This is a genomic window from Vibrio sp. sp1 (assembly GCF_016920955.1).
Classification (GTDB): domain Bacteria; phylum Pseudomonadota; class Gammaproteobacteria; order Enterobacterales; family Vibrionaceae; genus Vibrio; species Vibrio alginolyticus.
In genome coordinates this window covers 459,856-479,906 of record NZ_CP060589.1, presented here as the reverse complement: position 1 = coordinate 479,906, position 20,051 = coordinate 459,856, and the positions used below count along the sequence as shown (strand labels likewise).

Sequence of the window (20,051 nt, the reverse complement as noted above, 5' to 3'; positions counted from 1 at the left end):
GTAACTGATTATGCATTTTGAATCTCTGAGCGACTTTTTTGCCATGGGTGGCTACGCATCATACGTATGGAGTGCGTTTGGTATTACTTTCTTATCCATGCTGATTCTTCTGATCACTAGCCTTCGCCGCGGTGATGCATTATTGAAAGAAGTGAAAGCAAAAATTGACCGTCAAGCTCGTATCGACGCAGCGAAGAACATGGAGAACACCTTATGAACCCGAGACGTAAAAAGAGGCTAGGTATTGTACTAGCGATCTTTATCGGTATTAGTGCCACCATTGGTTTGATACTTTATGCGCTTAACCAAAATATGGACCTTTTCTACACTCCAACGGAATTGGTTAATGGTAAGCCAGATGGCACCAAGCCAGAAGTAGGCCAGCGTCTGCGTATCGGTGGAATGGTGGTTGTGGGCTCAGTTCGTCGAGATCCTAATTCTTTGAAAGTGAGTTTTGACCTGCACGATGTCGGTCCGAAAGTGACGATTACCTATGACGGTATTCTTCCTGACTTGTTCCGTGAAGGGCAGGGTATTGTTGCTCAAGGTGTACTGAAAGATGCCACGACAGTTGAGGCATTTGAGGTCCTAGCGAAGCACGATGAAGAATACATGCCACCAGAAATTGCAGAAGCGATGAAGAAAACGCATGAACCGCTTCAATACAGCACCGAACAGAAACAAGGAAGCGGCCAATGATTGCTGAAATCGGTCACTTTGCTCTCATTCTTTCGCTTGCAATGGCAGTGCTGTTGAGCGTATTGCCATTGTGGGGAGCATCGAATAATAACACCATGCTCATGAACACAGCGCGACCGCTATCTTGGTCTATGTTCCTGATGCTGTTGTTCTCTTTCGCCATTTTATGTTGGGGATTTTATACCAACGACTTCACGTTACAGTATGTAGCGAGCAACTCGAATAGTCAGCTTCCTTGGTACTACCGTTTAACCGCAGTATGGGGTGCACACGAAGGTTCACTGTTGCTATGGGTGTTAATCCAAGCTGCTTGGACTGTCGCTGTAGCGACGTTTAGTCGTGGTATGCCGCAAGAGTCGGTTGCACGTGTACTTGCTGTTATGGGCATGATCTCAGTGGGTTTCCTACTGTTTATCATCCTAACGTCAAATCCATTCCTACGTACGTTACCGTTCTTCCCGGTTGACGGACGTGACTTGAACCCTTTGCTTCAAGACCCTGGTTTAATTGTTCACCCGCCAATGCTTTACATGGGCTATGTTGGTTTCTCGGTTGCGTTCTCTTTTGCGATCGCATCCCTAATGACTGGACGCCTTGACACGGCTTGGGCTCGTTGGTCTCGTCCTTGGACAACCGCTGCATGGGTATTTTTAACACTTGGTATCGCACTAGGTTCTTGGTGGGCTTACTACGAACTTGGCTGGGGTGGCTGGTGGTTCTGGGACCCAGTAGAAAACGCATCATTCATGCCTTGGTTAGCGGGTACCGCATTAATGCACTCTCTTGCCGTGACAGAAAAACGCGGCACATTTAAAGCGTGGACGGTACTATTGGCAATCTCTGCATTTTCGTTGAGTTTGTTGGGCACCTTCTTAGTCCGTTCCGGTATTTTAGTATCGGTGCACGCGTTCGCGTCTGACCCGTCGCGCGGTATGTTTATTCTAGGCTTCCTCGTTTTCGTTATCGGTGGCTCTTTATTGCTGTTTGCCGTAAAAGGGGCAGCAGTGCGTGTACGAGGTAACTTCGACTTAGTCTCACGTGAAAATGCGCTCTTAGCCAACAACGTATTACTTATCGCCGCTCTTGTTGTGGTGTTAGTGGGGACACTGTTGCCGCTCGTACACAAGCAGCTTGGTTTGGGGTCGGTTTCTATCGGTGCGCCATTCTTTGACATGCTGTTTGCGTGGTTAATGATGCCATTCGCTTTCCTGCTTGGTATTGGTCCTCTTATTCGTTGGAAGCGAGACAATTTATCTAAACTTGTGAAACCAATGCTCGTTTCAGGTGTGCTTGCTTTCGCCTTGGCCGCGCTATGCGTGTACCTGTTTGCCGATTTCTTCTCAACCATGGCTTACATTGGTTGGGTGATGGCGATTTGGATTATTGCGATGCATGGCTTTGAACTGTACGAGCGCGCAACGCACCGTCATAGCTTTAGTGAAGGTGTTCGCAAGCTGCAACGTAGCCACTGGGCAATGATGTTGGGTCATGTTGGTCTGGCGGTATCTGTTATCGGTATTGCGATGGTACAGAACTACAGCATCGAGCGTGATGTACGTTTAGCACCTGGCGAACACTTCCAAATTCAAGGCTATGATTTCTACTTCTCAGGCTTGCGTGATAAAGATGGTCCAAACTACGATGGCTACATCGCAGACTTTGAGATCACACACGATGGCAAATACGTGAATACGCTTCACGCAGAGAAGCGCTTCTACCGTACGGCTAAGTCTATGATGACTGAAGCAGCCATTGACCGTGGTATTAGCCGCGACTTATACATTGCAATGGGTGAACGTTTAGACGACAACCGATCTTGGGCTGTTCGTATTTACTATAAACCGTTCGTTCGTTGGATTTGGGCTGGCTCTTTGATTATGGCATTAGGCGGCGCACTAGCGATTTCTGATAAACGCTACCGCTTCCGTAAATCGCCGAAGAAAAATGCGAAGTCAAAAGAGCAGGAGGCATAACATGAATAAGAAAATCTTATTTATTCCGCTTGTCGCTTTCATGATTCTAGCGGGCATTTTCGCAACCCAATTAATGCGTAACCAAGAGGGCGATGATCCAACTAAATTGGAGTCGGTTTTGGTTGGCAAGCCAGTTCCTGAATTTCATTTAGAAGACCTGGCTGAGCCTGGAAAACAGTACGACCAATCAATTTTTAAAGGTGAACCGTTGCTCTTGAACGTTTGGGCAACGTGGTGCCCAACGTGTTATGCAGAGCATAAATACCTAAACGAATTGGCGGGTAAGGGCGTTAAGATCATCGGTATGAATTACAAAGATGATCGCAATAAAGCAATAGGTTGGCTGAATGATCTCGGCAACCCGTACTTGATCAGCCTATTTGATGGCAGTGGTATGCTTGGCCTTGACCTTGGCGTTTATGGTGCTCCAGAAACATTCATTATTGATGCAAATGGTGTGATTCGCTATCGCCATGTAGGGGATGTAAACCCACGTAATTGGTCAGAAACACTGGAGCCGCTTTACAACAAATTGGTTGAGGAGGCGAAGCAATGAGAAAGCTAATTCTTGCCGTTTTTGCTGCGATGACATTATCTCTTGCTGCTCATGCGGCCATTGAAGTGTACGAGTTTGATAATTTGGAACAAGAACAGCAGTTCAAAGAGTTAAGCCATACGCTCCGTTGCCCTAAATGTCAGAACAACACGATCTCGGATTCTAACGCTGAACTTGCTCAGGACTTACGCCATAAGGTGTACGAAATGACCAAAGAAGGTAAGTCCAAAGATGAGATTGTTGATTACATGATCGCCCGTTACGGTAACTTCGTGACTTACAACCCACCATTTACGGTCGCGACTGCGATTTTGTGGCTAGGGCCACTCGCTGTAGTACTGGGTGGTTTTGGTTTGATTGTGCTGCGTAGCCGTAAATCTAAAGTTAAGGCAAAAGCGAGCAGTGACGAGCAATGGGATGAGCAAAAAGAAGCTCGTTTAAAAGCATTGCTTGAAGAAGAGAACAACGGAGATAAGAAGTAATGACACTATTTTGGATTTCCACCGTTGCTCTCACGCTTATTGCTTGTGCGCTGGTGGCTTTGCCGCTGCTTAAACAAAAAGCGAACAATGATGATGTGTTACGCGATGAGCTCAACAAGGCATTTTATAAAGACCGACTATCTGAGCTTGCAGAAGAAACTGACGAAGGTCTGGTTGAAAGTGAAGACGAACTGATTTCTGATCTAAAGCAATCACTGCTTGACGATATCCCTGGTGATAGAGCGCAAAAAGAAACCAAGGTTTCTCCAATCGCAGTTTTAGTTCCATCGGTAATTCTGACGGTGGTGCTGAGCTATGGTTTGTATTATAAATTTGGCGCGTCAGACGATATTGTTCAATGGCAAGAAGTGTCTGCAAATCTACCTGAGTTATCGAAAAAGCTGATGTCGGCTTCTTCTGAGCCGCTGAGTGACGATGAAATGGCGGATTTGACCCTTGCCCTTCGAACTCGCTTACATTACCAGCCGGAAGATTCGACAGGTTGGTTACTGCTAGGTCGTATTGCGTTAGCAAATCGTGATGTCACCACAGCTATCGATGCGATGGAAAAATCATACCGCCTAGAGCCCAAAGATCCTGATGTGATGTTGGGTTATGCACAAGCTCTGATGCTGTCTCAAGAGGAAATGGATCAAGCGACGGCTCGCTCATTACTCGGCAAGCTGATGCAGCAAGACTATGTCGATCTGCGTGTGTTTTCTTTGTTAGCGTTCGATGCGTTTGAGCGTCAAGACTTCCCGGCAGCCATCAAGTACTGGGGAATCATGCAGCAAATGATTGGTCCAGAAGATAGCCGCTACGAGATGTTGTCACGCAGTATTGAGAGTGCTCGTAAGCAAATGGGCGAAGCGGTTTTACCGGATAAGAGTGTAGCTGTGACAATTAATGTGGCACCAAATGCTCAGTTGGATCCAAACGCAGTTCTGATTGTGTCAGTACATCGTTCAGATGGCTCTCCAATGCCTGTGGCTGCTGCTCGTTATCCGCTAGGTACTTTCCCTCGCACAGTCGTATTAGATGATGGCAATGCCATGATGCAAGGGCAAAAGTTATCTTCACTCGATAAGCTAATCGTCCGTGTGCGTGTAGATTCTGACGGTAACGTAGCAACGCGTGATCAAGATTGGCACGGAGAAAGTGACGTCGTTGAATTTGGCGCACCAGTAGAAGTGACCATTGATCAGCAGTATTAATTGTTAACATCTGTCTCTGAAACATGACAACGAGGTAGAGTCAGTTGCCTTTAGTGGTATGACTCTAAACGATCGAGTAGAATACCGAAGGCCAGCGATTGCTGGCCTTTATTTATTCCCATATCTGAGTCATCTTTACTATGTATCCTGCTCAACATACGTACAATGGTTAATCGGGGTGACTTAGGTACATTAATAGTCGTTATGGAAAATAAAATGTATAACAAGGGTAAATCTACCTTCTTGTTGCTGTTAGCCGTTGGACTGGTTGGCTGTTCAAGTGCGCCTGATGAAGCAGTAACAGGACAAGAAACAAATCAAACGACTTCTGATGTGTATGACCCGTTGGAAGGCTTTAACCGAACCATGTGGGAACTCAACTACGAATATTTAGATCCGTATTTGGTTCGTCCTGTATCACTTGCGTATGTAGAATACACGCCAGTTCCTATTCGTTCTGGTATCGCTAACTTCTTATCGAACTTAGATGAGCCAGCAAGCATGGTTAATAACTTAATCATGGGTAATGGTACGAAAGCCGTGGACCACTTTAACCGTTTTTGGATTAACTCGACGTTCGGTATTTTCGGTTTATTCGATATTGCAAGTGCCGCGGGTATTACGAAGTACGACGAGAAAGCGTTCAGTGATGCAGTAGGCCACTATGGTGTTGGAAATGGTCCTTACTTCATGGTTCCAGGTTATGGTCCGTATACCTTACGTGAAGTGACAGATACCGTAGATAGTACGTATTTACCCCTCTCTTATCTCAACTTCTGGGCGAGTTTGGGAAAGTGGGCGTTTGAAGGAATGGAGAAGCGTGCTTTATTAGTACCGCAAGAAGCGCAGCTAGACTCGTCGCCGGATCCATATATTCTAACTCGCGATGTTTATATCCAGCGTCAAAACTTTAAAGCAGAAGTTGAAACGGTAGAAGAAGTTAACATCGAAGAAGAAGAGTATTTAGATGAATATCTAGAAGACTTTTAAGCGTTGTTCTTCACAATAGAGTGACCCGTCCTGATATGGGTTGACACTTTTTAACTAAAACGCTCGATGTACTTCATCGGGCGTTTTGTATTTTAAAGCCGTATGAGGCCTCATTTGATTATAGATATCTACGGACTCTGCTACCATCGTCCTTGCTTCTTTCAGATCTTTCGGTTTCTTCAGCAAGAGCTCCATTTTGAGTATCCCATTTACACGCTCAGCTAAAGCATTCTGATAACAGTCATACCCGTCTGTCATTGAGCAAGTCACTCTATGTTTCTTATGGATATCTTGATATTCCTTCGAACAGTATTGTGAGCCTCTATCTGAGTGGTGTATTAGCTTTTCTTCACTCTGCCGTTGCCTGAGAGCTGAGATAAATGCCCGCTTAACTGATTGAGTTTTCATGTTGTCATCCACATAAAAACCAACAATCTTCCTTGAATAAGCGTCTGTAACCAAGCTGAGATAACTCTCTCCATTTTGAGTTGGCAAGTAAGTAATATCAGCAACCCACAGTTGTTCTGGCTTCGTTGGTGTCAGCCCATCTTTCACTTTGTTTGGGTGACAGAAAAATCGATGACGGCTGTCAGTCGTTCGGTGATAGGCTCGTCTTGCTCTCACTAACAGCCGATGCTTTCTGAGAAGTTCAAAGAGCTTATCGCGACCTATTTGAATGCCCTTTGTTGCTGCTAAGAACTTCAGTTTACGCGTGCCAATGCGTGGCTGCTTCAGCCTGACTTCACGGACAAAGCCAATGACAGTATGCTCATGATGTTCACAACGAGATTGAGTTTGGCATTGCTTATAATAAGCTTGGCGAGAGATTTGTACTAACTGACAAAACTTCGTAACGCTCAAACCTACTATGGTTTTCTCTTGGACAACGCTTCTTTGTGCTTTTTTGTCACTCTAACACCATAGTCACGTTCCATAACGTTCACGACAGCTTCAAAGAAGTCGGCTTTGAGTTGAGCATCTTCGAGCTGCTTTTCAAGCTCTTTAATACGTTGCTCTGGTGTAGGAGGTGAGTTGAACTCGGTCATAGAGTCTCCTTTGGACATAAAGTTAGGTGTCCCTTTAGACCAATCTAGTCGACCATGCTTACGAAGCCAAACCAAAACCGTAGAGCAACCTTGGATGCCATACTTCTCTTGGGCTTGTTTGTAAGTGAGGCTTCCTTTTTCAACCTCATCAACTACAGTGAGTTTAAAAGCGAGGGAGTAATCGCGCTGAGTTCTTTTAGTTGTTGATTTCATAACACTCTCCAATTTTGGGGGTGGAAAGTGTCAACCTTATTTAGGACGGCACAGAGAAATGAAAAAAGGCTTAGCTGATGCTAAGCCTTTTTTGTATTTTGCAGCTTGGTTAGAAACGGTAGTTTGCTTGAACACCGATTAGCCAAACATTACCCGTAGTTTCGCCTACAAATTGGCCACCGACTTGTTCTGCAGTGTCGTCTGACTTGTAACCACGAGACTCAACGATTGGTGCGTCTTTCGCAAAAATATAGGTGAAGCCAGCGTCTAGGCTGAAGTCTTTCGTCCAATCGTACGTTGCGCCAATACTTAGCCAAGTGCGGTCAGTTTCTGGAATAGTGATCGTACGGTTTTTGTCGCTTACCGCTGAAGTATCGTATGCAATACCAGTGCGTAGCGCTAGCTTAGGATCAAGCTGGTAAGTGGCACCAACAGCAAAGCGATAGTTGTCTTCCCAGTTTTCTACTTTAACCATATGCGTGCCAGCAGTATCTAGACGTGCTTCCAATTTCTCGAAAGAGCTCCAATCCGTCCAGTTAACGCTTGCGTGTAATGCAAGTTGGTCTGTTACTTGGTGGAAGCTTGCCAACTCAGCTGTTGCAGGCAGGTTTAGATACATGTAGCCGTTGTCGCGTTCAGAAGTACCGAAGCCAAAACCAAGACCTTCAGCATGGCCTTCAAGCTTCAGTTCAACTTCAGATTTGTACGCGAATCCGATACGGTTATTTTCATTGATCTGCCATGCTGTACCAACTTGCCAGCCCCAAGCGGTATCGTCACCTTCCATGTATTTTAGAGCGGTACCTTGAGGAACACTGATTGGTTGATTAGTTTCAGGGTTTAACCCTACAACGTTATTCTTAGGAGCTGCTGCGCCAAAGCTGCCTTCGCCGATGATGTAACGGATACCACCACCAACGCTGATCGATTCATTGACTTTGTAAGCTGCGTTTAAGTTCGCTTCCATTGTCGTTACGCTTGCTTCATTACCGAAGTGCGAGGCACCAAAGCCTTTACCTAAATCGGTTTCCATGCCGTAGTTGGTGCCAAATGCCAAACCAATCGCGAATTTCTCATTATATTGGTGTGATAGGTAGAAGTTTGGAATGATTGCATCATGTGCGAAGTCATCTGAAGATGCAGAAGAAGTGCTACCGTGGAAGTTTACATCACCTTCAATATCAATATTTGGGTTCACATAGATTGCACCAACGGACACTTGAGTGCCTTCCAAATAAGTTAGCATTGCTGGGTTACGCCATTGTGCACTTGCGTTGTCAGCCATTGCAGCTTCACCAGCATATGCTCGACCTAGGCCTGTTGCAGAATATTCAGCAAGTTGGAAACCTGCTGCGTTAGCCATGCCCGTTGTGCCAAGTAGGCTTAATGCCACTGCTGTTGATAGAAGAGTCTTGTTGGTTTTCATTCGAATGTTCGCTGATTTGTTTATAACGTGGGACGAAAGTTTAAAGGTAGAGTTTTTACTTTAGAAATGAAAATCCAGCGTAAGTGGTCATTTGGAATATTATCCTTTCAAATGTTATTTGTGCGGTTTAATAATCTAACTGTGAAAGGCTTGTAAACGGAATTCAGCGAACAGCTGTGCGTCCTAATTGTGAGATTTAGATACACGTGTTCACTCAAATTGAGTGGGAAATAAATCGCAGATATGAAAAAAGGCTGGAAATCCAGCCTTTTATATAAAGTATTTTTCTACTAACTAACAGCGAAGCGTTTAGAAGCTACGGCTGTATTGTAAGCCGAATAGAATTGCATCAGCATGAGTTGTTGCTGTTACACCGGTAGAAAGACCAGGAGCTAATTGAGTATTCTCATTAACTTTTACATCTTCACCTAACAAGTACGTGAAGCCAAAATCGATGTTTGAGCTATTATCAATATGGTAAGAGAAACCTGTGGAGAACCACTGGCGATCCGAGTCTGGTACCGAGATAGACGTTACTTTATCTTGAGCGCTTGTGTCGTACATGTAACCAGCACGAAGTGTCCAGTTGTTGTTTAGGTAGTAAGTACCACCAATTGCGTAGTGCCAGCCATCTTGCCATTGATAGTCTTTCGAGTAACCACCTTTAAGTAAACCCTGATTTAGGTTCTCAAAATCAATTTGGTCGAAATCTTTCCAGCCGATGTATTGGATGCTGTAGTGTACAGCAAATTTAGTGTCTTGGATTTTGTGGAAACCGGAAAACTCGGCCATATCTGGTAGAGGTAGCGTGATTTCCTGACCTTTGTCGTCTTTCGCCGTAAATTCAGGGCTGTAACGATACGCTAGACCAAAACGGTTGTTTTCATCTAGTTCGTACACAGTACCTACGTTAAAACCAACAGCCCAACCATCAGCTTTATCTACGTCCAGAATTTTTTGACCGCCAACCCTTGGGACTGAAGAGCTAGTTGTACGCTTCATTGTGCCTTGGCCGTAGATTAAATCTAAACCAGCACCAAAGCTCCATTGTTCGTTTAAACGGTAAGAACCCGCCAATCCAAAGTTGAAGCTTTTTACATCCGTAAGACCACCGTACTCTGTTGCAGTGTAGTTATCTGAAAATTCAGTTTTAGTGCCGAAATTAGAGTATGCGTTTACGCCCCATGCAAACTTGTCATTTACTGGAACGATTAGGTGAATGTTTGGAGCTATTGACGTATCACCCACATCATCAGTATCAGCAACACTTACAGTATTGGAGCCCAAAGGAGTATTAACGTTATATTTCGCATCTTTCACTTCAATCATTGAAGTAATGCTTTCGAAACCTAGCGACAGTTCCATTTTATCAAACAGAGCCATTGCTGCTGGGTTACGAGCCATTACTGCTGCATTATCTGCGATTACCGCATCACCAGCAAATGCACGGCCGATGCCAGTTGCTGATTGAGCGTTGATTTGGAAACCCGCTGCCATCGATTGACCTGAGGCAAAAGCTACCGTTACTGCTAGGAGAGTCTTTTTAAACAGACGCGTGTTCTGAGTCATTTGTTTTTCCTTATTAGATTCGTCTCTTTGGACGATAAATTGAGCTTTTGCTCAGTGGCGCAGATAGTAGTATCAATAGTTGCTTGGACAAATCCGACCATTGGATAAAATTGAATAAAAATTGCAGAAGTGATGTCTAAAAGACGGGAAATTGCACTTAAAATGCATAATTTAGAGTTTAAGCTCTAAATGCGATAGGGGTGGTGAATGTTTTGTGTTCTATTTATACAAAAATGCCGCTAAATAAGATCATTTAGCGGCATTTAACCTTTTGAAGGCTGGAAATCGTCGAAGTTGTTACATCGGCTTAATCATTGATGCAAGAGTCGTAGCGAGCGCATCAATATTTTCACCTTCTTCCCCGACTAAAATCAGGCTTGAACTCCCGACGGGCTGAACGATTCCGGTCATGCCATCCTTACTAAAGTCGGTACTTTGTTCGCTTGGAATACCAGTAATAAATAACGTTACTTTACCTTTTGGACCTTGGAACACCATATGCACCGCATTGGATTCGCCAAAACCGCAGTGGTTTAGGTAGTAAACGTGATATGGAAAGTTTTCACTAAACTGGTAATGAAATGGCGACATTTTCGCATTAATTTGCGAGCTCGGTACATCCTCATCAAGATGACGAACAAACGGTTCTTCATGAATAACGTGTTTCATCGCGGTATCCGCTAAACTGGCTTGTGCTGGAGACACCAAAACATTTCCCCAGTTTACTTGGCCAACTAATAACCCTGCGGTGAACGCAATAGAAGCGGCAAGTGCCATTGCTTTGCGGACAAAGTTTGGTCTTACGACCTTCTCTTCATCAAGTGCACTCGACGTCTGGCTAAATAAAATCTTATCTGCGAGATCTTCGGGTACATCCACATTCATGGCTTGTTTAATTTTTACATCGAGATCCAAAACGTCATCAACAAACTTATTGTTGGCGTCGCTACCAGCTAAAGCTTGCAGAATCTCTTCATCCTTTTGTTTTGGATCCGACAAAATACGACGACGAAATTCTAAATCATCCATTCTTTTGTCCTCTCTTGGTATCTTGAGAATCCAACATCTCTTTAAGTTGATTACGAGCGCGAAATAGTCGAGTCATCACTGTGTTTTTATTTAAATCAAGAATGTCACCAATTTCTTCTCCACTGAAACCACCAACAACTTGGAGAAATAAAGGCTCACGGTATTCAACATCGAGCTTCATGATCTGTGCCTGCAGCCATTCTTGCTGATGATGTGGTTCATCGCTGACTTTAGCATCATTGCCGTAATCATCGATATCAACTAAATCAAATTGTTTACGTTCGAAGCGGCGCGCGTTTTCTCGTCTCAATATTGTGATGAGCCAAGACTTGGCAGCTTTTTCGTCCTGGAGGCTATCGAGTGACTTCCAAGCTCTAAGACAGGTTTCCTGAACTAGATCTTCCGCGACCGCTTTATCTTTGCACAACCAATATGCGTAGCGGTACAAGTCACGATGATACCCTCGGACGAGCGCTTCGTATTTTCTTTGCTTGTCCATATCAGAGTTGACCGGACTGTTGGAATTTTTCTTTCCAAACATTTTTAATATGGCCACAGGAGCCTCCATCCTCGCTCTGTGAGTTTCTTATTTGTTCTGAGCATGACTTTACTTGCTTCATCGCCTAGCGGTTTTGGTTGCAGGATTTGTCATGCAACCCCTTTGACACAATAAGCCATGTGGTTACCTAAAAGTGTATACGCAAATGTCAGATATCATCGAACACGAATTGATATATATTGTTAACAATATCATCATTAGTAATCAATGGCTTGGATAAGTTCACTCGATGGAGCATTAAAAGGGACTTCTGATGGTGGATTCTTGAATTGTTTTGAATCAATAATCGCTCTAGGTGAGCTTAAAACTCGTAAAATCACTATAAAATTGATCTATTTCAAAATATCAAGCAGTGAAGGGGTTATAGTACACCTTGTCATCTCGTTAGTCATTGCGACTAACATGTTGAGCAAGATGACACTTCCTTTTGAAGGCTGACTTTACTTTCTCCTAATCAGGAAACTGATTACTTTTCAATTGGCGTAAGTTAATTGTTTTATAGATATTCCGACCACACAGTTATGTGTGGTTTTTTTTTGCTTCGATTTTACTTTCCGTATACCTCTTACCGTTTTAACTCTCTATAGTTAACCATTAGTAATCGCATAAGAATCAAAGAAGTAGAGTAATTGAACTACTTGCTTCACGTTTATTTAAACGCACGTTTGATAAATTTAACAAATTCATTACAATGCCTCAGGTCAGACCTCTTGTATTTAAGGAGAAACAATGGGCAAGCAGGAAGTAAAAACACGCAATGGTGAGCGTGTCGCTATTGTCGCGGGGCTTCGAACTCCCTTTGCTCGTCAAAGCACGGAATTTAGCCAAGTGCCAGCGGTCGATTTAGGGAAAATGGTAGTAAGCGAAATGCTTGCTCGAACAGATATTGATCCGAAGCTAATCGAACAAGTGGTATTTGGACAAGTAGTACAAATGCCTGAAGCGCCAAACATCGCACGAGAAATCGTGTTAGGCACCGGTATGAACATCCATACTGATGCTTACAGTGTGACTCGAGCGTGTGCGACGAGTTTTCAAGCGGCGGTTAATGTCGCAGAAAGCATCATGGCGGGAACCATCGATATTGGTATTGCTGGCGGTGCAGACTCTTCTTCCGTCCTGCCTATTGGCGTATCAAAGAAACTGGCCGCTAATCTGCTTGCTCTTAGTAAGACAAAAACAATGGGTCAGAAGCTTAGTATCCTCAAAAACTTGAGCTTTAAAGACCTGATGCCAGTGCCACCAGCAGTAGCAGAGTACTCTACGGGTTTATCCATGGGACAAACTGCAGAGCAAATGGCTAAAACACATGGTATTTCTCGCGCAGAACAGGATGCGCTTGCACATCGTTCTCATACGCTGGCTTCTCAGGCTTGGAAAGAAGGAAAAATCCAAGATGAAGTGATGACGGCTTTCCCTGAACCATACAAAAAATGGATTTCGGAAGACAACAATATCCGTCATGACTCAACGGTTGAGGGATACGCGAAATTGCGACCTGCGTTTGATCATCAGTATGGCAGTGTTACGGCAGCGAACAGTACGCCATTGACTGATGGTGGTGCGGCAGTGATGTTGATGCGAGAAGGTAAAGCGAAAGAGCTCGGAATGGAGATCCTTGGTTACATCCGAGGTTATGCATTCTCTGCTATCGGCGTGGAAAAGGACATGCTGATGGGGCCGACTTATGCCACAGCGAAAGTGCTTGAAAATACAGGCTTGGAACTGTCAGACCTGACGTTGATCGACATGCACGAGGCCTTTGCTGCTCAAGCATTGGCGAATGTGAAGATGTTTGCTTCCGATAAGTTTGCTCAAGAAAACCTTGGTCGCTCAAAAGCGATTGGTGAAATTGATATGGATAAGTTCAACGTGCTTGGCGGATCAATTGCTTATGGTCACCCATTTGCTGCGACTGGTGCGCGTATGATGACGCAAACCCTACGAGAGCTAAAACGCCGTGGCGGTGGTATTGCATTGAATACCGCATGTGCTGCTGGTGGTCTTGGTGCGGCAATGATTCTGGAGGTTGAGTAATGAGCGAGCAAAAAGCATTTAGTCTAAAGGTTGATGAGCAAAATATTGCTTGGTTAGCCATCGATGTTCCTAATGAAAAAATGAATACGCTGCAGGCGGCTTTTGCTGACGAAATGAAAGAAATTTTTGCTCAGCTAAAAGACTCCAGTGGTATTAAAGGGATGATCATCCACTCCCTAAAACCGGACAATTTTGTTGCGGGTGCTGATGTTCGAATGCTAGAAGCATGCACCACAGCAAGTGAAGCGGAAGCCTTAGCAAGGCAAGGTCAGGATTTATTCCAGCAGCTATCGGACTTACCTTATCCTGTCGTTGCGGCTATTCATGGCCCATGTTTGGGCGGTGGTTTAGAACTGGCTCTTGCATGTGATTATCGTGTTTGTACGGATTCTGACAAAACGCGTTTAGGTCTGCCAGAAGTACAACTTGGTTTATTGCCAGGTTCTGGTGGTACTCAGCGTCTGCCACGTTTGATTGGCCTGTTACCATCGTTGGACTTGATCCTGACGGGTAAACAACTTCGTGCGAAGAAAGCTAAAAAACTGGGCGTTGTGGACGCCTGTGTGCCGGACACCATTTTGCTCGACGTAGCAAAACAGTTTATCGACAAAGGTAAAAACAAGGGTACGAAAAAGCTATCGACGAAAGAAAAGGTGATGTCTGGTAGCGGGCTAGGGCGCAAGTTTGTATTTGAGCAAGCTGCGAAGAAAACGAATCAAAAAACCCGTGGTAACTATCCAGCAACGGTTGCAATTCTAGAAGTTATTCAACATGGCTTAGAGAAAGGCTTCGCTAAAGGTCAAGAACTTGAAGCGAAGCGCTTCGGTGAGCTTGTGATGAGCTCAGAGTCAAAAGCGCTCCGTTCGATCTTCTTTGCCACAACAGAAATGAAGAAAGAAAATGGCACGGATGCGAAACCAGCACCAGTTCATAAAGTTGGTGTGCTTGGTGGTGGTCTGATGGGCGCCGGAATCAGCCATGTGTCTGTTGCAAAAGCAAAAGTACCTGTTCGCATCAAAGACGTTAGCAACGATGGCGTTTTAAACGCGCTCAACTACAACTACAAGTTATTTGAGAAACAGCGCAAACGTCGCATTCTATCCAAGGCCGACCTGCAAGCGAAAATGCTGCAACTGTCTGGTGGTGTCGACTTTACCAGTTTTAATCATATTGATGTCGTAATTGAAGCCGTTTTTGAAGACCTAGATCTTAAGCAAAAAATGGTGGCGGACATTGAAGCGAACGCTAAGACAGAAACTATCTTTGCGACCAATACTTCTTCGTTGCCTATCCACAAAATTGCAGAAAAAGCGGAGCGTCCAGAAAACGTAGTGGGTTTGCATTACTTCAGCCCGGTAGAAAAAATGCCGTTGGTGGAAGTGATTCCGCATGAAACGACGTCAGATGAAACCGTTTCAACAGTTGTTGCACTTGCTAAGAAGCAAGGTAAAACCCCGATCGTAGTGAAAGACAAAGCGGGCTTTTACGTGAACCGCATTCTTGCTCCATACATGAACGAAGCGGCGCATATTTTGTTGGCTAACGAACCGATCGAAAAGATTGATACGGCGTTGCTTGATTTTGGTTTCCCTGTTGGCCCGATTACCTTGTTGGATGAAGTTGGTGTCGACATTGGCGCGAAAATTATGCCGATCCTGGTTAATGAGTTAGGTGACCGATTCAAAGGGCCGGATGTGTTTGATATCTTGTTAAATGATGGACGTAAAGGACGCAAGAGTGGTAAGGGGTTTTACACTTACAAGGGCAAGAAGAAAGATGTCGACAAATCGGTTTACAAACTGCTTAAGCTCGACCCTGAATCTAAGCTAAGCGATAACGATATTGCGTTGCGCTGTGTGCTGCCAATGCTGAATGAAGCGGTACGTTGTTTGGATGATGGCATCATTCGCTCGCCACGTGACGGTGATATTGGCGCGATATTTGGTATTGGTTTCCCACCGTTCTTGGGTGGCCCGTTCCGTTACATGGACCAATTTGGTATTAAGGAGCTCGTAGAGAAAATGAATGAGTTTGCATCGAAATATGGCGATCGTTACGCGCCATGTGATGGTTTGCTTACTCGAGCTGGTGAAGGGACAACGTTCTATTAAACGTTGCTTCGGTAGAGAAAAAGGCTTGCCAGTGGCAAGCCTTTTTCATAAAGAAGAAATGGTTACTTCTTCTTGTCTTTCTTATCTTTATTGTGGCCTTTACCAGGGTTGTCGTCCCCATGAATGCTGCTATTACCTTTTTTGTCTTTATCATTCCACTGCTTTGAAGAGCAATCATCTGATTTGATGGATACATTGTCTCCACTAAGGCGCACACAGTCGTCACTTAGTTCGAAACCATCGCCTTTGACTGAGATTTCAGCGTGAGCAGATGCCAATGGCAGTATAAGAGCCACAAGTAAAAGTGCTTTTTTCATGATTACCTCATTAAGTTATTTTTAGTTTGGTAATTAGAGCATAAGCCGCAATGGCGCAATTTCAATTTTCTGCCAATTATGGTGCCGATTCAATCTATGAGACCGACAACCTCATGGGTTTGTAGGTTCATTCTAGTAATCGACAATTTTATTTCTGCGCAACTAGATCACCCCAAGCCGCAATCTTTTGGCCGAAGTTGGAACTCTTCAATCGATCCTATTTCTTGTCCTAGATGGATGCGCGGAGCCTCCGAATGCGCTTGACCTTGAGAGTGCATGATCAAACGATTTGCAGTACGAGGTTTCAATTCGTTCACAACGAAGCGAATCATGTCTGCGCGCGTCAGCTTCTTCAACTCCGCCAGTACCTTGTCACGTTGGTTAAACTCAGTGTCCTTATTTCCTATCGCAACCCAAAGACGTTGAGCCCGTCCTCGAAGTGTGGTGTCCGGCGTTGCTATTTGGTTCCACAAGCCGCGCTTACTGCTGTGCCATTGGTAATCGTTTAACTCTAACAGCACCATATAAAAGGCATTTAAAAACTCATCGATTGAGGTAACCAGCTCGGCAGGTGCTGCATTAGGTGACTGTACATACAGTACAATACCAGGGTGACGATTTAGCGGCATATTGCCAGTGCCTACCATGTAACCTAATTGCTGCTTGGTACGGATTTCGTGGAAAAACGTTGCCGACATAAGGTGATTGGCCAATGAGTATAGCGCGATACTGCGAGGCTCAATATCCTCGCACTGGTGGTAAATAACGACTGCTGAATCTTGCTGATTACAATGCACCTCACGTTGAAAACTGCCATTTTTACCTAGCATAATGAGCGGACGAAGTGCCTCTTCATAACGTTGCTCGTTAACTCTTAGAGCATCCTTCAAGGTCGTAGCCATGTCATGGGCTTGCTGGCGTTGCCAGTCTCCGTAAACAAACATTTCAACGTGCAGTTCTGCAAGAATGGATTCTACGAATACCGAGAGTTCATCGACTTCGATTTCTTCTAGCGCTTCGACTAAGGTTGCGAAAGGCGGGTTATTGGGTTGAAGTAACCCAGTAAGTGCGTTAAACAGCTGCGAAATAGGGCGATCTTGTGAAGCATTTCTCCAGTTTCGTAACAATTGTTGTTTGATGGTTTCAAAGCGAGCAGGGCTGAAATCTCGAGAAGCAAAACGGTGCAGAATCATTTCTAGCAACTGAGGCAGCTTTTGACTGAACCCTGAGAGGGTTAAGGTCACGCCACCTTGGTGAGCATACATGTTGTAACCCATCCCTGCGATTTCTGCTTGATAGGTTTCTTTTGCTAGCGAATCGAGGAACATCTCTACACATAAGCGCGTTTTGACGATGTTCTTTGGTGATGCAACGGCATGAGAGCTGTCGATAGCGACATAAACGACACCTTTGGGCACGCGAAATTCGTCATCTTGCAAATGCCACAGCCGAAACCCTTCGAGATCCTCAATCAACTCTGGCAGTGAATCACCATTTTCGAGTGGCATGGGGTCGAGATCGTAGCAAATATAAGGGTTCTTTTCCGGTAAGACGAATTGCCAGCTTGGATCGATTTGTTGATAGAAACGACGTTGGTCTTCACTAAAAGGTGTGACGGAGTACGGGGTAAAGTACCATTCGGCAGTACGGTTGTATTCCAGGCCTTTAGCAATCAAAGTGACGCGTACATTATCGATGGTTAAGTATCGCAGCAATGAACGCTGTAACTCCTCATCGTAGCCCGCCATTTTGTAGTCACCATAAACCGTATCTTCCGGTTGATAGTGCTGCATGTTGATCACCAGATGGCTGACGAGATCCATTGGGCGCGATGGCTCTTGGAAGCGAAAAGCCGATTCTAATACCGCTTGTTTTTCGAGATAGCGCCATTCATCTAACCCGTCTTGTTTGATCATCGAGAGGTATTGAAAAACTGCTTGAACGATATCATCAACATGATCTAAGCCGTTTGGCGTCAGGGTGCAGCTTACGGTAAAGTCTCGGTAGTTACTGCCACTCGCGCCGCCGCCCGCTGAGAGAGAAGTAATCCAGCCTTTTTCTTTGAGTTGAAGCATCAAACTGCCTTCTCCTTCATAACCCAACAGGTGAGCAAAGTAGGAGAGTGGCTTCACGCTATAATGCGCATCCATTCCTGGCATGGGGAATGTGAGAATCAGTTTACGGAACTCTTTGAGCGGCTCGACTTGAACCAAAATGCCCGTGCTTTCCTCAGTGCCGATCGGTACATCAATCGATTTTCCACGAAGATGGTGATTTGGGATGTCGGCAAACATGGCTTCTACCCAAGCTTGCTGTTCATCGAGCGGCTGTGGCCCAAATAGAGTCAGTGTCATCAAATCGGCGGAATACTGAGAGTGGTGAAACTCCACAATTTCGTCGCGGATGGATTTACCATCTCGGTCGCCAAGAGTATCTAAGTTTCCGACAGAGAATTTTGAAAACGGGTGCTCTGGATTGATGACTTCTTTGTTAACTTGATACAGGCGACGAGAATCATCATTGAGTTTGAGCTTGTATTCGGAGTCGACAGCCTGGCGTTCTTTGTCTAATGCTTCTTCGTTAAACAAAGGTGCGGTAAAAAATTGGCTAAATCGATCTAAGGCACTTTCAAAGGCATTTGGAGCAATATTGAAAAAGAAACAAGTGTGCTCTGTACCAGTCCAAGCGTTGTTTGTTCCACCGTGTTGGCTAATATAGCTTTGAAACTCGCCCACTTTAGGGTATTTTTCCGTACCCAAAAAAAGCATGTGTTCTAAATAGTGTGCCAGACCTTGGCGATCGTTTGGGTCGTCGAAGTGTCCAACGTTCACTGCCAGAGCAGCTGCCGACTGTTGAGCTGTATCGGAATGAATCAGCAGTACACGCAGTTCATTGCTCAAGGTAATGTAGCGGTATTGATTTGAATCGTTAGGACTTAGATGCACGATGCGTCTCCAGATTTCGCATTACAGTAATTTAGGCTCCCCTCGCGGGGGGCGCAAAGTTTGCGTTTCGACAAATACTGCTTGCCGTATTTTTGTTATTCGTAGACTTCTGCACAGGCCCATCGCGTTTGCGTATGGGGAAGAACTGTTTGAGTGAATGCTCTGAACTCATTGCACAGTTAAATAGTGTGATGAACTGAGTACATTCTTTTAATAGATTGTTAAGAAAGTCGCTATCTTTAACAAGCGAATTGGTATAATGAACAGATAATTATATCAGTATTTTTGTTTCGTCATTGTTAAAGTTAGCCCCGTCTATCTAATAAAGATAGCAGTCAACCTTTTGGTAGCGTTAGCTATCCCTAGGAAATAACATGAAAATATTCATCATGCGTCACGGTGAAGCCGAGCATTTTGCAGATTCAGACGCAGCACGACAATTGACCCCAAGAGGCAGAGTCGAATCAGAAGCGGTTGCTAGAGCCTGTAAAGAACAGGGTTTTGCGCAATTCGATAAAGTGTTGGTGAGTCCGTACATTAGAGCTCAACAAACTTGGCAAGAGATCAGTGCGTATTTCTCTGCAAAAAGCATTGAAACTTGTGAAGATATTACACCTTATGGCCAGTCCGAGCATGTCTTCGATTTCGCAAGTGCGTTAATCGAAGTCGAACAATTGGACTCGCTTTTGTTCGTATCGCATTTGCCTTTGGTCGGTTATCTGACTTCAGAGTTTGTAAAAGACATGACACCTCCGATGTTTCCTACATCAGGCCTAGTGTGCATTGAATATGATTTACAAACACAAAATGGTGAAGTGCTATGGCATATTACGCCATAAGTGTCTAAACCAAAATAAGCGTTTGCAAATTAGAGACCGAATAAGA

Annotated in this window: 17 protein-coding genes; 10 read left to right on the top strand and 7 right to left on the bottom strand. The window is 44.6% G+C overall.

From position 1 onward, the window contains the following. The first annotated feature begins 10 nt into the window (after window positions 1-10). From ccmD to H9L11_RS02190, 7 genes are all read left to right on the top strand, one after another. Window positions 11-217 (top strand): heme exporter protein CcmD, encoded by a 207-nt coding sequence (ccmD, locus tag H9L11_RS02220; protein WP_005380515.1) that lies wholly within the window; start codon window positions 11-13, stop codon window positions 215-217. Continuing rightward, window positions 214-699 carry a cytochrome c maturation protein CcmE gene (ccmE, locus tag H9L11_RS02215; RefSeq protein WP_005380516.1) on the top strand — a complete coding sequence of 162 codons (486 nt, stop codon included), beginning with the start codon at window positions 214-216 and terminating at the stop codon, window positions 697-699. Before ccmD ends, ccmE begins: the two co-directional genes overlap by 4 nt. Further along, a complete protein-coding gene (locus H9L11_RS02210) occupies window positions 696-2,672 on the top strand; it encodes a heme lyase CcmF/NrfE family subunit (protein WP_017635943.1) in 1,977 nt (658 codons plus the stop codon). The genes ccmE and H9L11_RS02210 overlap by 4 nt, the downstream gene beginning before the upstream one ends. 1 nt (window position 2,673) lies before the next feature. After that, window positions 2,674-3,228: a DsbE family thiol:disulfide interchange protein gene (locus H9L11_RS02205; protein WP_005380518.1), complete on the top strand. Its 555-nt coding sequence runs from the start codon at window positions 2,674-2,676 to the stop codon at window positions 3,226-3,228. After that, the gene (locus tag H9L11_RS02200) at window positions 3,225-3,710 is read left to right on the top strand and encodes a cytochrome c-type biogenesis protein (RefSeq protein ID WP_005380519.1); all 486 of its coding nucleotides are present in this window, start codon (window positions 3,225-3,227) and stop codon (window positions 3,708-3,710) included. The genes H9L11_RS02205 and H9L11_RS02200 overlap by 4 nt, the downstream gene beginning before the upstream one ends. Beyond that, complete coding sequence (gene ccmI, locus H9L11_RS02195) at window positions 3,710-4,924, top strand: c-type cytochrome biogenesis protein CcmI (protein ID WP_033907114.1); 1,215 nt, start codon at window positions 3,710-3,712, stop codon at window positions 4,922-4,924. Before H9L11_RS02200 ends, ccmI begins: the two co-directional genes overlap by 1 nt. Window positions 4,925-5,140: 216 nt before the next feature. Beyond that, a complete protein-coding gene (locus H9L11_RS02190; protein WP_005380523.1) occupies window positions 5,141-5,914 on the top strand; it encodes an MlaA family lipoprotein in 774 nt (257 codons plus the stop codon). Window positions 5,915-5,968: 54 nt separating this feature from the next. Here H9L11_RS02190 and H9L11_RS02185 read toward each other — a convergent pair. From H9L11_RS02185 to H9L11_RS02165, 5 genes are all read right to left on the bottom strand, one after another. Further along, a protein-coding gene (locus H9L11_RS02185) for an IS3 family transposase (RefSeq protein ID WP_102949810.1) occupies window positions 5,969-7,173 on the bottom strand; the annotation gives its coding sequence in 2 pieces (ribosomal slippage) (window positions 5,969-6,822 and window positions 6,822-7,173; 1,206 coding nt in all). Window positions 7,174-7,282: 109 nt separating this feature from the next. Beyond that, window positions 7,283-8,599, bottom strand: a complete 1,317-nt coding sequence (locus H9L11_RS02180) for an outer membrane protein transport protein (RefSeq protein WP_047104363.1) — start codon at window positions 8,597-8,599, stop codon at window positions 7,283-7,285. Window positions 8,600-8,908: 309 nt separating this feature from the next. Further along, a complete protein-coding gene (locus tag H9L11_RS02175; protein WP_005384451.1) occupies window positions 8,909-10,168 on the bottom strand; it encodes an outer membrane protein transport protein in 1,260 nt (419 codons plus the stop codon). Between the two features lie 297 nt (window positions 10,169-10,465). Next, window positions 10,466-11,197, bottom strand: a complete 732-nt coding sequence (locus H9L11_RS02170; protein WP_033907380.1) for a DUF3379 domain-containing protein — start codon at window positions 11,195-11,197, stop codon at window positions 10,466-10,468. Continuing rightward, window positions 11,190-11,765 carry a sigma-70 family RNA polymerase sigma factor gene (locus H9L11_RS02165; RefSeq protein ID WP_033907378.1) on the bottom strand — a complete coding sequence of 192 codons (576 nt, stop codon included), beginning with the start codon at window positions 11,763-11,765 and terminating at the stop codon, window positions 11,190-11,192. The genes H9L11_RS02170 and H9L11_RS02165 overlap by 8 nt, the downstream gene beginning before the upstream one ends. A 720-nt stretch (window positions 11,766-12,485) precedes the next feature. On the opposite strand from H9L11_RS02165, the gene fadI reads away from it, so the two are divergent. Further along, entirely contained in the window at window positions 12,486-13,793 is a 1,308-nt protein-coding gene (gene fadI / locus H9L11_RS02160) for an acetyl-CoA C-acyltransferase FadI (protein ID WP_047104366.1), read from the top strand. Continuing rightward, entirely contained in the window at window positions 13,793-15,904 is a 2,112-nt protein-coding gene (gene fadJ / locus H9L11_RS02155; protein WP_047104368.1) for a fatty acid oxidation complex subunit alpha FadJ, read from the top strand. The genes fadI and fadJ overlap by 1 nt, the downstream gene beginning before the upstream one ends. Before the next feature lie 62 nt (window positions 15,905-15,966). On the opposite strand, the gene H9L11_RS02150 is transcribed toward fadJ, so the two are convergent. After that, window positions 15,967-16,221 (bottom strand): hypothetical protein, encoded by a 255-nt coding sequence (locus H9L11_RS02150; protein WP_047104370.1) that lies wholly within the window; start codon window positions 16,219-16,221, stop codon window positions 15,967-15,969. 167 nt (window positions 16,222-16,388) lie between these two features. Beyond that, window positions 16,389-19,166 (bottom strand): insulinase family protein, encoded by a 2,778-nt coding sequence (locus H9L11_RS02145; RefSeq protein WP_047104372.1) that lies wholly within the window; start codon window positions 19,164-19,166, stop codon window positions 16,389-16,391. A 374-nt stretch (window positions 19,167-19,540) separates the two neighbouring features. Here H9L11_RS02145 and sixA point away from each other — a divergent pair, with 374 nt between their 5' ends. Further along, entirely contained in the window at window positions 19,541-20,005 is a 465-nt protein-coding gene (gene sixA / locus H9L11_RS02140; protein ID WP_005380537.1) for a phosphohistidine phosphatase SixA, read from the top strand. Window positions 20,006-20,051: the final 46 nt, after the last annotated feature.